This is a genomic window from Janthinobacterium saanense, assembly GCF_014200675.1.
Lineage (GTDB): Bacteria > Pseudomonadota > Gammaproteobacteria > Burkholderiales > Burkholderiaceae_D > Janthinobacterium.
The window spans coordinates 21,964-35,331 of the sequence record NZ_JACHCI010000028.1 but is presented as its reverse complement, the minus strand read 5'-3'; the positions used below and the strand labels follow the sequence as shown (position 1 = coordinate 35,331).

At 60.8% G+C, this 13,368-nt stretch carries 14 protein-coding genes; 6 read left to right on the top strand and 8 right to left on the bottom strand.

What is annotated here, in order from left to right; genetic code table 11:
* Nucleotides 1-117: 117 nt before the first annotated feature.
* Genes HDE72_RS25670 through HDE72_RS25660 form a run of 3 tightly spaced genes read right to left on the bottom strand, consistent with a single transcriptional unit; the run spans nt 118 to nt 2,364 of the window.
* Nucleotides 118-1,446: an ATP-binding protein gene (locus HDE72_RS25670; RefSeq protein WP_260176935.1), complete on the bottom strand. Its 1,329-nt coding sequence runs from the start codon at nt 1,444-1,446 to the stop codon at nt 118-120.
* Nucleotides 1,443-2,183, bottom strand: a complete 741-nt coding sequence (locus HDE72_RS25665; RefSeq protein WP_183747964.1) for a response regulator — start codon at nt 2,181-2,183, stop codon at nt 1,443-1,445. Before HDE72_RS25665 ends, HDE72_RS25670 begins: the two co-directional genes overlap by 4 nt.
* On the bottom strand, nt 2,176-2,364 hold the full coding sequence (locus HDE72_RS25660) for a hypothetical protein (RefSeq protein ID WP_183748050.1): 189 nt from the start codon (nt 2,362-2,364) through the stop codon (nt 2,176-2,178). Before HDE72_RS25660 ends, HDE72_RS25665 begins: the two co-directional genes overlap by 8 nt.
* 184 nt (nt 2,365-2,548) lie before the next feature.
* On the opposite strand from HDE72_RS25660, the gene HDE72_RS25655 reads away from it, so the two are divergent.
* From HDE72_RS25655 to HDE72_RS25645, 3 genes are all read left to right on the top strand, one after another.
* Nucleotides 2,549-3,088: a thioredoxin family protein gene (locus HDE72_RS25655; protein ID WP_183747961.1), complete on the top strand. Its 540-nt coding sequence runs from the start codon at nt 2,549-2,551 to the stop codon at nt 3,086-3,088.
* A 133-nt stretch (nt 3,089-3,221) separates the two neighbouring features.
* The gene (locus HDE72_RS25650; protein ID WP_183747958.1) at nt 3,222-3,527 is read left to right on the top strand and encodes a type II toxin-antitoxin system MqsR family toxin; all 306 of its coding nucleotides are present in this window, start codon (nt 3,222-3,224) and stop codon (nt 3,525-3,527) included.
* Between the two features lie 2 nt (nt 3,528-3,529).
* Nucleotides 3,530-3,931: a type II toxin-antitoxin system MqsA family antitoxin gene (locus HDE72_RS25645; RefSeq protein ID WP_183747942.1), complete on the top strand. Its 402-nt coding sequence runs from the start codon at nt 3,530-3,532 to the stop codon at nt 3,929-3,931.
* A gap of 164 nt (nt 3,932-4,095) precedes the next feature.
* On the opposite strand, the gene HDE72_RS25640 is transcribed toward HDE72_RS25645, so the two are convergent.
* Complete coding sequence (locus HDE72_RS25640) at nt 4,096-5,307, bottom strand: MFS transporter (protein WP_183747939.1); 1,212 nt, start codon at nt 5,305-5,307, stop codon at nt 4,096-4,098.
* A gap of 138 nt (nt 5,308-5,445) precedes the next feature.
* On the opposite strand from HDE72_RS25640, the gene HDE72_RS25635 reads away from it, so the two are divergent.
* Nucleotides 5,446-6,354 (top strand): LysR family transcriptional regulator, encoded by a 909-nt coding sequence (locus HDE72_RS25635; protein WP_183747936.1) that lies wholly within the window; start codon nt 5,446-5,448, stop codon nt 6,352-6,354.
* A gap of 237 nt (nt 6,355-6,591) precedes the next feature.
* Here HDE72_RS25635 and HDE72_RS25630 read toward each other — a convergent pair whose 3' ends face one another.
* The gene (locus tag HDE72_RS25630; RefSeq protein ID WP_183747933.1) at nt 6,592-8,859 is read right to left on the bottom strand and encodes a carboxy terminal-processing peptidase; all 2,268 of its coding nucleotides are present in this window, start codon (nt 8,857-8,859) and stop codon (nt 6,592-6,594) included.
* A 329-nt stretch (nt 8,860-9,188) separates the two neighbouring features.
* Nucleotides 9,189-10,100 (bottom strand): LysR family transcriptional regulator, encoded by a 912-nt coding sequence (locus HDE72_RS25625; RefSeq protein WP_183747930.1) that lies wholly within the window; start codon nt 10,098-10,100, stop codon nt 9,189-9,191.
* Between the two features lie 174 nt (nt 10,101-10,274).
* Between HDE72_RS25625 and HDE72_RS25620 the strand changes: the two genes are divergently transcribed.
* A complete protein-coding gene (locus HDE72_RS25620; protein WP_183747927.1) occupies nt 10,275-10,925 on the top strand; it encodes a peroxiredoxin-like family protein in 651 nt (216 codons plus the stop codon).
* A gap of 9 nt (nt 10,926-10,934) precedes the next feature.
* Here HDE72_RS25620 and HDE72_RS25615 read toward each other — a convergent pair whose 3' ends face one another.
* Nucleotides 10,935-11,510, bottom strand: a complete 576-nt coding sequence (locus tag HDE72_RS25615) for a hypothetical protein (RefSeq protein ID WP_260176931.1) — start codon at nt 11,508-11,510, stop codon at nt 10,935-10,937.
* Nucleotides 11,511-11,612: 102 nt separating this feature from the next.
* Between HDE72_RS25615 and HDE72_RS25610 the strand changes: the two genes are divergently transcribed.
* Nucleotides 11,613-11,897: a putative signal transducing protein gene (locus tag HDE72_RS25610; protein ID WP_183747924.1), complete on the top strand. Its 285-nt coding sequence runs from the start codon at nt 11,613-11,615 to the stop codon at nt 11,895-11,897.
* 16 nt (nt 11,898-11,913) lie between these two features.
* Here HDE72_RS25610 and HDE72_RS25605 read toward each other — a convergent pair whose 3' ends face one another.
* Nucleotides 11,914-13,368: an efflux transporter outer membrane subunit gene (locus tag HDE72_RS25605; RefSeq protein WP_183747921.1), complete on the bottom strand. Its 1,455-nt coding sequence runs from the start codon at nt 13,366-13,368 to the stop codon at nt 11,914-11,916.

Genomic DNA, 13,368 nt, shown 5'->3' with positions numbered 1-13,368 from the left:
GAGTGCCGGCAGGGATTGCCTGGCGCTGAGTCTTATTAGACGCCGCCCGTGTATCCGGGCTGTGTCACTGCGTGGAGCAAGTAGCGGGGAATGTATCTGGACGGGCGCCAGATACACTCAGGTACAAATCTCGGATACAAAGCTTAGCCGCGCTTCCAGGCCGCCGCCGGGACGGTTGGCAAGACTGAGACGTACATCGATGGCCTGCGCCAGCTGGCGCGCGATTGCCAGCCCCAGGCCCGTACCACCGCTGTCGCGGTTGCGCGATGTCTCCAGGCGGTAGAACGGCTGAAACACCGTTTCCAGCTTGTCCGGTGCGATGCCGGGGCCGCGATCGAGCACGCAAATCGTCACCACGCCGCCCGACGATTCCACCGCCAGCTCGGCGCTGCCTGCGTATTTCAAGGCGTTGTCGATCAGGTTGACCAGGATGCGCCGCAAGGCCACGGGGCGCAGCAGCATGGGCACGCCGATATGGCCGCTCAAGGTGACGTCCGCCGCCGCGTCGAGATAATCGCACAGCAGGCTGTCGAGCAGCGCATCGGGGTCGATGCGGCGCGGCTGCTCGGTAGCGCCATGCAGGGTGCGCGCATACGTCACGCCTTCGCGCACCAGGTATTCCATTTCCTGCAAATTGCGGATCAGGGTGTCGCGCTGGTCGCCGTCGTCCATCAGGTCGGCGCGCAGGCGCATGCGCGTGATGGGAGTCTGCAAATCGTGCGAGATCGCCGCCAGGATATGCATGCGCTCATGCATATAGGTGCCGATACGGTCCTGCATGGCATTGAAGGCGGTCGCCGCGCGCGCCACTTCGGCCGGACCGTCTTCCGGCAGGCGCACGGTTTTCAAGTCGGGGCCCAGCGCATCGGCCGCCTGCGCCAGTTCAGCCAGCGGACGCGTGGCCAGGCGCACGCACCACCAGGAAAAACCGGCCAGCAGCAGCAGTTGCAGCAGCAGCAGCGGCATCAGCCACGGTGAGACGGGCAAGCCGCGCGGCCGCAAATCGATGGTCAAGGGCGCGCCGTCGCTGAGGCGCAAATGCACTTGCAAATGTTCGCGCAAGCCCGGAATGGCGCTGGCGGTCAATTGATAATGCTGGCCGATGGAGCGCTCGATAGACGCCGCCAGCAATTCGGACAGATGCGCATCGGGCGCCGCACCAGGCAGGCCCGGCCCCAGCATGAAACTGTAGGTGCGCCGCTCCAGGCGCGGCAGCCACTGCGCGCGCTCGGCAGCCGGCAGCCGGTCCAGCAAGGCCACCGAGCTGGCCACATCCTGCTCCATATCACCCAGCATCAAGGAGGTCGTGGCCTGCCCCCGTTCATAAAACGTCACGGTAAAGGACAAGGCGTAGGCGACGGCCAGGCCACTCAGCGAAATCAGCATCAGGCGCGCAAACAGGCTACGCGGCCACCAGGGCCACCAACGCCCGCGTGGCATCGTCATGCCGCGCCCTCGGACACTTCCACGGTACACGTAAAAATATAACCTTCGCTGCGCAGGGTCTTGATATAGCGCTGGCCGCGCGCATCGTCGCGCAGGCGCTGGCGCAAGCGGCTGACCAGTAAATCGATGGAGCGGTCGAACTGGTCCGTGTCGCGCCCCTGCGTCAGGTTCAGCAGCTGATCGCGCGTCAGCACACGCTGCGGGTGATCGAGAAATACCCGCAGCAGCCGGTATTCGGCGCCACTGAGCGCCACCATGGTGCCGTCGGTATCGAGCAGGTGGCGGGCAGTCGTATCGAGCCGCCAGTCACCGAAACGCAGCAACTGGCTCACTTCCAGCGGCTTCATGCTGGGCGGCAGCATGCGCGTGCGCCGCAGCACCGCACGGATGCGCGCCACCAGTTCGCGCGAGGAAAACGGCTTGGCCATGTAATCGTCGGCGCCCATTTCCAGGCCGATGATGCGCTCCGTCTCTTCATCGAGCGCCGTCAGCATCAGCACCGGCACGGCGCGCCATTTACCGGCGCGCAGCTCGCGGCACAGCACCAGGCCATCTTCACCGGGCAACATCAAGTCGAGGATCACCAGGTCTACCGGCCCTTCTTCCAGCACGCTGCGCATCTGGCGGCCATTCGCCGCGGCCGAGACCTGGAAACCGATCTTGCGCAGATAACTGGACAGCAGGTCGCGGATTTCATGGTCGTCATCGACGATCAGGATGTGGTCGGGTTTATCCATCGCGGCGCTTGCCCGGACGGTGGCGCGGTCCGCTGCTGTGGATGGTGGAACAGTTGACGGGATGGCTGACCTCAAAGCCGATGCCGCCCAGCAGAAAGACGCAAGTGGCGAGGATACGCTGCAGGCTACGCCTGAAAAACCCTGTCGTGTGGCCCGATGGTGGCGAAAATTCTGTATGCATGACGCGCTCTCTGCGATGGAAAGGCTACTTTATAGCGGAAGTCTAACAAAGATTTATGTCCGACTGTATCTGCAGGCGCCGCCGATACAGTCCGCCGCAGCGCCATGCACAGGCCGACACACGCCCGATACGCGGCGCAGCTTCAATACGGTCATGCACTCTTCCCCACTGAAAGGACATGACCATGATCAGCACCATCAAAAAATTGCTCATCGCCGCCAGCATCGTTGCCGGCAGCAGCCTCGCCATCACCGCGCACGTCACCCAGGCGGCGCCCTTGCAAGACCTGGGGCAAGCGCCCGCCTTGGCCGGCATCGAACACTGGATCAACAGCCCACCCTTGAACATCGAACAATTGCGGGGCAAGGTGGTGCTGGTCGATTTCTGGACTTACACCTGCATCAACTGCGTCAACACCCTGCCCTACGTCCAGCAATGGCACGACAAATACAAGGACCAGGGCCTGACCGTGATCGGCGTGCATACGCCGGAATTCCCGTTTGAACGCTCGACCAGCAACGTGGAAGCGGCTGCCAAGCGCCTGGGCCTGAGCTATCCGATCGCGCAAGACAACCGCTACGCCACCTGGCGCGCCTACCGCAACCAGTATTGGCCAGCTTTTTACCTGATCGACAAAAAAGGCCGCATCGTCTACCAGCATTTTGGCGAAGGTGATTATGCGGAAACGGAAAACACCATACGGGTTTTGCTGGCCCAACCTTAAGCGGTTTTTTGAGCATCCAGCGCAAAGCGACGCCGCAGGAGGCTGCTACGCTGGACTGAAGAAGCACACACCTTCATTAACCTACTTGCCAAATTAAACCAAGTAGGTTAAATTACCATACAGCGAGCACCCCATGACAAATGACACTAGGGCTACGCACAATCTGGCGGACATGCTGGTATTGATACGGCAGGGGCGCTACAAGACTACCAAAGTCGCGCGGGAAGGCGCTACCCGGCTTGGGCTCGACCTGGACGGCATGATCGCCATCGTGCTCGACTTGCCGCATAGCGGGTTCTTTTATAAAACCATGGAATCGGACAAGAATCCGGGGCTGTGGATGGATGTCTATCACGCGGTCACACCAAATGATGAAGATGTCTATTTGAAATTAATGATACAGAATGGCGTGTTAATCGTGTCGTTCAAGGAGTTATAGCCATGAAATGCGAAATCTGCGGTGCCGGCGACCTGGTCCAGGAGGTACGTGATCTGTCCTACACCTACAAAGGCGAAACGACAGTGCTGCCGCACGTCGAAGGCGAGTTTTGCACGGCTTGCGACGAAGCCATTTTGGGGCCGCAGGAATCGCGCCGCACCATGGATCTGATGCTGGCCTTCAACAAGCAGGTCAATAGCGCGTCGGTCGATCCCCAGTTCATCCTTAGCGTACGCAAGAAGCTGAACCTGGACCAGCGCCAGGCGGCGGAAATCTTTGGTGGCGGCGTGAATGCCTTCTCGCGCTATGAAAACGGCAAGACCAGGCCGCCGCTGGCCACCGTCAAACTGTTGAAATTACTCAACAATCATCCCGAGCTATTGCCTGAAGTCATTGCGGCATAAGATCGCCGGGCAAAAAAAAGCCCGCTGCGGTAGCGGGCTGAATCTATTTCCTGTGAGGAAGTAGAGGAGACAGATGCATTATGCTGCGTCGCGCCATATCATTCCACTTTATCTTCATGATGATAGAAATACAGTCTGGTGATAATGCTGGCGCATGGCAAGCTTCAGGCCGTGCGGCGGGCCCGTACTGGTAATAACTCACCCAGCCAGTACAGCAGCGCCAGGCCGGGAAATGCCATGCCGGTCAGCAAAGTTGCCTGCCATCCATAACTGGCATACATCCAGGCGCCCAGCGCCGAACCGGCCGCGCCGCCGGCAAAGAACAGCGCGAAATACAGGCCGTTCAAGCGGCCCCGCACTTCCGCGCCCAGGCTGAAGATGGCGCGCTGGCCCAGCACCAGGTTGGCAGCCACACCCATGTCGAGCACGATGGAAGCTGCCACCAGCAAGCCCAGCGCCACATGTTTCGAGGCCGGCGCAAACATCGGCAAGGCAAAGGCGATGACGCCCAGCAGCAGCGCAATCGCCGTCGCCGGCAAGGTGTGGCCAGAGTCGGCCAGACGGCCAGCGATGGGCGACGAGACGGCGCCTGCCATGCCGACCAGGGCAAAGATGGCGATGCCCGTTTGCGACAAGCCGAATGCAGGGCTGGCCAGCACCAGCGGCGTGACGGTCCAGAACAGGCTGAAGGCGCCAAACAGGCCCGCATGATAAGCGGCGCGCCGGCGCAGCACGGGTGTGCCCAGCAGCAAATGCCACAAGGACCCCATCAAAGCTGGATACGACATCGACGAGACGGGCACGCGCAGCGGCAAAGCGCGCCGCAGCACGGCCGCCAGCACCAGCATCAGCACGGCGGCGCCGCCAAACACCAGGTGCCAGCTGGCATGGGCAGCCACCAGCGAGGCCACGGGGCGCGCCAGCATGATTCCCAGCAGCAAGCCACTGACGACCTTGCCCACGGTTTGCCCACGCGTGGCTTCTTTCGACAGGTGCGCAGCGAACGGCACGATCACCTGCGCCGCTACCGAACCGAGTCCGATGGCCAGCGCGGCGGCCAAAAAGACCACGGCACCCGTGCTGAAGGCGGCCACCGCCAGCGCCACCGCCGTCACCAGCAAGGCAGTAATGATCAGGCGGCGGTTTTCCAGCAAATCACCGAGCGGCACCACAAACAGCAAGCCCAGGGTGTAGCCCACTTGCGTCAGGGTCACGATCAGGCCGGCCGCCTTGGCCGACAAGCCCGTGGCGGCGCTGATGGGGCCGACCAGGGTCTGGGCGTAATACAGGTTGGCGACGATCAGGCCGGAAGCGACTGCCAGCAGCAGCACCATGCCGGCCGAGATATCCGATGTGTCTTGAGAGGCCTTGTTCATATTATTTACTCGGTGAATATAAGTGAATGGCGATGAAGAACGATGACGCTATTGTAGGCAAACGCGAGGCAAAGATAATTAGGGCATAATCACCCTATACTTTTCACATTATATGAACAATTCTCAGGAAACGCCCTCATGGACAAGATCAAGGCGATGCAAACCTTTGTGCGCATCGTCGAGGCCAACAGCTTTTCCAAGGCGGCCGAGACCCTGAACCTGCCCCGCGCCGCGCTCACGGCGACCCTGCAGAAACTGGAAGCTTATCTGGGCACGCAGCTGCTGCAGCGCACTACCCGCAAGTTGTCGCTGACACCTGACGGAGCCGAATATTTTCGCCATTGCACGGCCATCCTCGGCGCCGTCGATGCGTCGGAACTGGCATTCCGCGGCCCGGAAGCGAATAAAGCCAAGGGCGTGCTGCGCGTCAACCTGCCCAATACCGTGGGCCGCCGGCTGGTGTTGCCCCATATCGGACAATTTCATGCCGCTTATCCAGACGTGGAACTGTTTCTGAGCCTGACGGACCGATTGGTCGACCTGACACAGGAAGGCATCGATTGCGCGCTGCGCGTGGGAGACTTGCAGGATTCCGCGCTGATCGGCAAGCAAGTGGGCACGATGCGCTTCGTCACTTGCGCCGCCCCCGCCTATCTGGCGCGGCACGGCACGCCGCGCACCCTGGCCGACCTGGCCACCCACCACGGCGTGATGCATTTTTCCGGCCGCACGGGGCGCGCCTTCGACTGGGATTTCATGCAGGACGGCAAAGTGGTGCGCGTACCGATGACAGGCCCGATCGCCGTCAATGACGCCGACGCCAGCCTGATCTGCGTCTTGCAAGGACTGGGGTTGGCGCAGTCTGGCCTGTACCAGGTACGTCCCTACCTGGACAGCGGCGAGCTGGTGACCGTGCTCGACGCTTGTCCACCCACCGCCATGCCGATCTCGCTGCTGACGCCCCAAGGACGTTTGACCGCACCCAAGGTGCAGGCATTCGCCAACTGGATCAGCGCCCTGTTCGCCGCCAATACCGCCTTGCAATAGCGAATATAAAAATCCAGGCAAAAAAAAGCCCGCTGCGGGAGCGGGCTGAATCTATTTTCTTGGAGGAGAATAGAGGAGACGGATGAATTATGCTGCATTGCCACATATCGATCCAATTGATTGTTGGAATGATAGAAATAAGCATCAGACATAACTGGTAAAGCATGCCCTCCCATAAACAACAAAGGCCAGCCCAGGAATCCCTGCGCCGGCCTTTAACTGATACTAACGCCAGACTTACTTCGCCGTGGTAGCCGTTGCCGGCGCGCCCTTGGCATCGGTTGCGTATGGCAAGACCTTGGCCGCCAGACGGGTGTCGGCCTTGATCAGTCCCACTTCATCAGCCAGGATGCGCGCCGTTTCGTTCAACAGCACATCCTTGGCGCTCTTCGCGGCCGTTTCGGCGTCGAGTTCGGCGCTCAGCGCACGCTCGTCACCCTGCAAACCATCGTCGGTGCGCAAGGCGCCTTTCACGGCAGCAATCTGCTGCTTGGCGGTCTTGCCGGCTGCGCTCTTCACATCTTTCGGATCAGGAATCACCACCAGATCATCGCCCGGATTGGAAATCTGCGCGATCAGGCGTTTTTCACGCGCCTTGGCACGCGCATCCTGGGCATCGCGCTCCTTGCGGCGCACGGCTTCGTTCAGCGACAGCTGGTTATCCTTGCGCTGCTTGACGATCAGCGCGATGTCATCCTGCAGATACTGGAAGTCCTTGTCCTTGGCCACGCGCGCTTCATGCTTTTTGTCGAGCAGCGGCACGATGTCTTTCAAGTCGCCCGTCGGCGTGTAGTTCGCCGGCTTGATGGAGACCCATGGCAAGGCATTGTCATAACTCGATTCGCCAAAGTTTTCCGTATCCGACATGGCTGGCAGCTTGATGTCGGGCGTCACGCCACGCAATTGCGTGGTGCCGCCGTTGATGCGGAAGAATTGCGCCACCGTCATTTTCAGCTCGCCAAAGCGGGCTTTGTCGCTGCCGCCGAAACGGTTCAGGTCTATCAGGGTCTGCACGGTGCCCTTGCCGAAGCTGCCTTCACCGATCACCAGGCCACGGCCGTAATCCTGGATGGCGGCGGCAAAAATCTCGGAAGCGGAGGCCGAACCACGATTGATCAGCACGCCCATCGGGCCATCCCAGGCCAGGCCGGCGTTGGTATCGCTCTCAGTATCGACCTTGCCTTCGGCATTGCGCTGCATCACCACCGGGCCTTTGTCGATGAACAAACCCGTCAAATCGACGGCTTCGTTCAGCGAACCGCCGCCGTTGTTGCGCAAGTCGATGAGGACGTTGTCAACCTTGTCTTTCTTCAACTCGCCCAGCAAGCGGGACACGTCGCGCGTGGCGCTCTTGAAATCCTTGTCGCCACGGCGGCGCGCATCGAAGTCCTGGTAGAAGGTCGGCAGCGAGATCACGCCGATGCGGCGCTTGACGCCGTTGTCGCGCACTTCGATGATGGATTTCTTCGCCGATTGCTCTTCCATGCTGATTTTCTTGCGCACCAGCGCCAGCACCGTATGCTTGGCGTCCGGGCCGGCATCGGCCGGCAGAATATCGAGGCGCACGGTGGAATCCTTGGTGCCGCGTATCAGTTGCACCACATCGTCGATGCGCCAGCCCAGCACTTCAGTGATGGGGCCGCTATCGCCCTGCCCCACGCCGATGATGCGGTCGCCCACTTTCAGCTTGCCCGACAAACCGGCCGGGCTGCCTGGCACGATTTCACGCACCACCGTGTATTCGTCGCGCGTTTGCAGCACGGCGCCGATGCCTTCGAGCGACAGACGCATGGCGATGTCAAAGTTTTCCGAAGCACGCGGTCCCAGATAATTGGTATGCGGCTCGATCGACATGGCGTAGGCGTTCATGAAGATCTGGAACACATCTTCGTTATTGAGCTTGCGCGAACGCGTGACATAGCTTTCATAACGCTTGTCCAGGGTTTCACGGATGGACTTGTCGTCCTTGCCGGCCAGTTTCAGGCGCAGCCAGTCATTCTTGACGCGCTTGCGCCACAGATCGCGCACTTCATCATCATTCTTCGGCCAGGCGGCCTTTTCACGGTCCAGCTGATAGCTTTCGTCTTGCGTGAAATCAAATTTTGTCTTCAGCAGTTCGCGCGCATAGGCCATGCGTTCTTCGAAGCGCTGCTGGTACAGATTGTAGATGGCAAACGGCGCGCTCAGGTCTTCGCCATTGATGGCGTCGTCGAGCTTGGAGCGCACGGGCGCGAAACGGTCGATATCGGCTTGCACGAAGAACAGCTTTTCGGCATCGAGCGACTTGAAGTAGCGGTCGAAGATTTTTTCCGACATCGCATCGTCGAGCGGCATGGCCTTGTAATGGTAGCGCGACAGCACGCGCGAAGCCCACAGGGCGGCCTGCGTTTGCTGGGCCAGCGGCTTCATGGGGGGCGGAGGAGCGGCACTCTTGTCCGTTTGCGCTGCACCAGCCTGGGCTGACAGGGCGAGCACCAGGGTGACCAGCATCATTTGCTTCTTCATCGGCTTCTCCGAAAATTATATAAATCAGTTACCGCCGGCGCCGGGGAACCGGGCGCCAGCCAGCACAACACGAAAGGGGACTCTATGACTGGTCTGAATATTATTCTACAGGGAACCACAGGTATCGTGTCCTATGTAGCCGCAGTTTCTGCCCGTCAGCTTAAGCGCTGATTAAAGGTCATATCTGAAACTTTACAAAATAAAACATCGTTGAAGGCAGGGAAATACCGTCATACTTTTTGACAATAGCCATAATATTTTCGCCAAGTCATTGTATTAATTCATGTTTCCCTGTGCAAGCAAGACTTTCCAGAGAGCACATATCGGCATCACACCTGGACCACGGCCGGTTGCGGCGGCATCGACAGCAGTTGCTCGACAAATTCAATAAAAGCGCGCGCCTTGGCGCTGGCCATGCGTCCGCCCGGATACACCGCCCATAAATCCACCATCGGCAAGCGCCAGTCATCGAGCACGCGGCACACCTGGCCGTCACGCAATTCTGGTGCAAACATCCATTCCGATACGATAGTCAAGCCCATGCCGGCCAGCACGGCCGCGCGCACGCCCTCGGCAGCATTGACCTGTACCTTGCCAGTCAAGGCCACCGATGCCTCTTCCCCACCTTGCGTAAAAGTCCAGGCGGTACCGCCGCCGGGCTGGGCATACACGATGGCCTGGTTGCCAGCCAGATCCACCGGACTGGCCGGCAGGCCGGCCCGCGCAAAGTACGCTGGCGTGCCCAGCACCACCCGGCGCGCCTGGCCTATGCGCCGCGCCGTCATGCCCGAATCGTTCAAGCCGCCCATGCGCAAGGCCACGTCGATGCCATGCTCGAGCATATCGATATTGCGGTCGTCGAGCACTACATCGATGTTCACCTCTGGATGCTGATCAAGGAATAGCTGCAGATGGGGCAGTATATGCAGCCGCGCAAACGTTACGCCGGCGCAGATGCGCAGCAGGCCGGACAGGCTGGCGCCTGCGCCGCGCGCCGCCAGCTCTGCTTCCTCGGCCTCGGCCACGGCGCGGCGCGCCCGTTCATAAAAGCGCAGGCCCGCCTCGGTCGGGGTCATGCGCCGGCTTGAGCGCAGCAGCAGACGCACGCCCAGTTGCAGTTCCAGCTGGGCGATGGTTTTCGACACGGCCGGCTGGCCTATACCAAGCAGGCGCGCCGCCGCTGAAAACGAGCCGGCATCGACCACGGCGACAAAATTTTCCATTGCATTCAAGCGGTCCATAGCGTGCTTTTCTATTCCATATCAATATAAATAATAGCATCAAACTGCCATTAAAGCCCAACATCTATTCCCATCTGGAATACTTACTAGTCCATCAGCCTGCCTGTTAAAGACTGCCACGCCATCCAATAATGACTGCAGCAACACCACCTTATTATTGACAGGAGCATGAGCATGACACTGCAAGCCAAACTCGACGCCTTCCGGGCTGACTTCATCGCCGGCAAACCGCCTTACAACACGCCACCGGAAATCCACCCCATCATGGCCCGCGCCACGGCAGAACTGATCGCGTCAAGCCTGGCCGAGCGCGCCTTGAAAGTGGGCGACCAGGCGCCTGCCTTCAGCTTGAACGATGCTGACGGCAAGCCGGTGGCGTCAAAAGACTTGCTGGCGCGCGGCCCGCTGATCATCACCTTTTACCGCGGCGCCTGGTGCCCATATTGCAATATGGAACTGCAAGCCCTGCAAGACGAGTTGCCCGCCTTCCTAGCCGCTGGCGCCAGCCTGATCGCGATTTCGCCGCAACTGGCCGCCAGCAGCCGCAAGTCGCAGCGCACCAATCACCTGACTTTCCCCATCCTGCATGACGCAGGCAACGAGGTTGCCGCCGCCTTCGGTGTGCGCTACAGCTTGCCGGATTATCTGGTCGAACTGTACGCCTCGCGCAAGAACGACTTGCCGGCCACCAATGGCGACGATAGCTGGACCCTGCCCATGCCTTCGCGCTACGTGATCGCCCAGGATGGCACGATCGTCTACGCGGAAGTCAATCCCGACTACACGCGCCGGCCGGAACCGCACGATATGCTGGCCGTACTGTAAGAAACTGTCTCAGACAGGCAGCCAATGCGCCAGTTCCAGCCACTCGGGCCGGAACTGGCGCAGCAGCAAGAACAGGCCGGCGGCCACGGGCACATAGGGCCAGGAGCGGACCGCAATCTTCCAGTCGATCAAGGATGGCCAGCAAGCCAGAAATTGCGGCGCCACCAGAAACGCCAGCAGCACATCGCTCCACTGGAAAGCCCAGCCCGGATGCGTGCGCCAGGCCGCCACCGCAAACGGCAGCGCCAGGATTAAAAATGGCGCCAGCGCAACAGGCGCCGCGTTATACCAGCGCACGCTGCGCAAAGTTACCGAGCCCAGCTCCCAGCCCTGCCCCACCCGGCGCGGCATGATGCTGAACGAGCGCGGCTGCGCGGCTGTCAGCAGCCCCATGCCAAAATGCGCGAGTTCATGACACAGGGTGCCGGCCAGCGCAAAAATAAAAAAGAAGGGATGACGGCCCGACAAAAAGCGGATCAGCAGCGCCAGCAGCAGCGACGGCGCCAGATACAGGCCGATATCAAGGTAACGGCACAGCAAGGGGGACGCCAGCGCATGGCAATGGCTGTGAAGGATGCTCATCATGGTAGTGTCGCCCTATTCTATCCATGCTGGCCGATAAAGCTATGACGCAGTGCTAAGATGGAGCGAAATCGATACAGCACCTGGCCTGCCGACGGAGAAACGATGGATAACAATAACGACTACTGCCTGCTCGCCAGGCTGATGATACCCACCGACGCCCATGTGATACGCGGCTGCCTGGAAGCGGCCGGCATCCCCGTCATCCTGACGGACGACCAGCACATGCAGGCCAACCTGCTGCTGGCGCCCGCCATCGGTGGCGCGCGCATACTGGTGCGTGAAAGCGACGTGGCCAGGGCGAATGACATCCTGGCCGCCTACGAGCGGGGCGACCTGGCCCTGTCGGAAGATGTGGACGTGGGGCTTGCGGAAGACGATGTCCAATGAAGATGGCCGTCGTCTATCACTGCTCCCCTTCCCAGCCGCCACCCAGCGCCTGGAACAGGGCGGCCGTATCCGTGTAGCGCATTGCCTGCGCCTGTATCCGTGCGATGCTGGCTTGCTGGCAGGCTTGCTCGGCGTTGAGCAAGACCAGGGCATTGACATAACCCAGGGCCAGTTGCTGCTGCGTCATATCCAGCGTTTTCCTGGCCGCCACTTCCGCCGCCACTGAGGCAGACAGCGACTTCGCGTCGGCATCGAGCGCATACAAGGTATCGGCCACGTTCTGGAAGGCGCTCAAGACCACGCTGCGGTATTGCGCGGCGGCCTGGTCCAGGGCAGCGTCGGCAGCGCGTTTGCGATGCAACAAGGTGCCGAAGTCAAACACGGTCTGCGTGACATTTCCCGTGAGTCCCCAGAACTTGTTGTCGCCCGAAAACATCTTGCTGAACTGCGTGGCGCTGCCGCCATACAGGGCGGAAATCGACAGCTGCGGCAAGCGGTTGGCGGCCGCCACGCCCACCTGTGCGCTGGCCGCATGCATCTGCGCTTCGGCGGCGCGCACATCGGGCCGCTGATCTACTAGTTGCGACGGCAGGCTGACGGGCAAGCTCGATGGCAATTGCAAGGCCTCCAGGGCGATATCGTCTACACTGCCCTGGCTGGGGAAACTGCCGGTCAGCACGGCCAGCAAATTGCGCGTCTGTTCCAGTTGTTTCGACAGCGGCGGCAAGGATAACTGCGCCTGCGCCAGTGCCGTTTCCTGCGCGGCCACGTCCAGCCCCGTGGCAAAGCCCAGTTCCGCCTGGCGATGCAGGGCAGCGAGCGACTCGGTAGCGGCCGCAATCACGGCTTCCGTCGCATGAATTTGTGCGCTCAGGGCCGCTTGCTGGATGGCAGCGGCCACCACATTCGAGGCCAGGGTCAGGTACGCGGCCTGCAACTGGTAGCGCTGGGTTTCTTCCTGCGCCCCCAATGATTCGACCGTGCGCCGGTTCAGGCCAAATACATCGGGCACATAACTGATGGACAGTTGCGCCGTATGCAAGGTGTACAAAGGCGCGCCCGACGTCAGGGTCGGGGAAATCGTGCCAACCGCATTTTTCTGGCGGCTAGCTGCATAGCCCGCCTGGATGGTGGGGAAATAACTGCCCCATTGCGCCGCCGTGCTTTCCTGCGCCTGGCGCAAGGCCGCCTGCGCGCTGGCGATGCTGGGGTTGTGCTGGAAAGCACGTTCCACCAGCGCATTCAATGCCGGCGAGCCAAACGCGGTCCACCACTGGCGCTCCACTTTCAACGCTGCCGAGGTCTTTATTGCAGGCAAGGGTGCACGCGTATAGCTGTCCACGTCAGGCGCTTGCGGGCGCTGGAAGTCAGGCCCGACGGCGCAGCCGCCACAAGCCAGCGCTGCCAGCAAGACTGCTGCGCCATTCCGATAATAACTTCCACCTGCCCGCTTCCAACTTGATTGCTTCAT

What these genes read in the sequence shown, in the direction of transcription:
- HDE72_RS25670 (WP_260176935.1), bottom strand. Translation starts at nt 1,446, where the DNA reads ATGACGATGCCACGCGGGCGTTGGTGGCCCTGGTGGCCGCGTAGCCTG.
- HDE72_RS25665 (WP_183747964.1), bottom strand. Translation starts at nt 2,183, where the DNA reads ATGGATAAACCCGACCACATCCTGATCGTCGATGACGACCATGAAATC.
- HDE72_RS25660 (WP_183748050.1), bottom strand. Translation starts at nt 2,364, where the DNA reads ATGCATACAGAATTTTCGCCACCATCGGGCCACACGACAGGGTTTTTC.
- HDE72_RS25655 (WP_183747961.1), top strand. Translation starts at nt 2,549, where the DNA reads ATGATCAGCACCATCAAAAAATTGCTCATCGCCGCCAGCATCGTTGCC.
- HDE72_RS25650 (WP_183747958.1), top strand. Translation starts at nt 3,222, where the DNA reads ATGACAAATGACACTAGGGCTACGCACAATCTGGCGGACATGCTGGTA.
- HDE72_RS25645 (WP_183747942.1), top strand. Translation starts at nt 3,530, where the DNA reads ATGAAATGCGAAATCTGCGGTGCCGGCGACCTGGTCCAGGAGGTACGT.
- HDE72_RS25640 (WP_183747939.1), bottom strand. Translation starts at nt 5,307, where the DNA reads ATGAACAAGGCCTCTCAAGACACATCGGATATCTCGGCCGGCATGGTG.
- HDE72_RS25635 (WP_183747936.1), top strand. Translation starts at nt 5,446, where the DNA reads ATGGACAAGATCAAGGCGATGCAAACCTTTGTGCGCATCGTCGAGGCC.
- HDE72_RS25630 (WP_183747933.1), bottom strand. Translation starts at nt 8,859, where the DNA reads ATGAAGAAGCAAATGATGCTGGTCACCCTGGTGCTCGCCCTGTCAGCC.
- HDE72_RS25625 (WP_183747930.1), bottom strand. Translation starts at nt 10,100, where the DNA reads ATGGACCGCTTGAATGCAATGGAAAATTTTGTCGCCGTGGTCGATGCC.
- HDE72_RS25620 (WP_183747927.1), top strand. Translation starts at nt 10,275, where the DNA reads ATGACACTGCAAGCCAAACTCGACGCCTTCCGGGCTGACTTCATCGCC.
- HDE72_RS25615 (WP_260176931.1), bottom strand. Translation starts at nt 11,510, where the DNA reads ATGATGAGCATCCTTCACAGCCATTGCCATGCGCTGGCGTCCCCCTTG.
- HDE72_RS25610 (WP_183747924.1), top strand. Translation starts at nt 11,613, where the DNA reads ATGGATAACAATAACGACTACTGCCTGCTCGCCAGGCTGATGATACCC.
- HDE72_RS25605 (WP_183747921.1), bottom strand. Translation starts at nt 13,368, where the DNA reads ATGAAGCAATCAAGTTGGAAGCGGGCAGGTGGAAGTTATTATCGGAAT.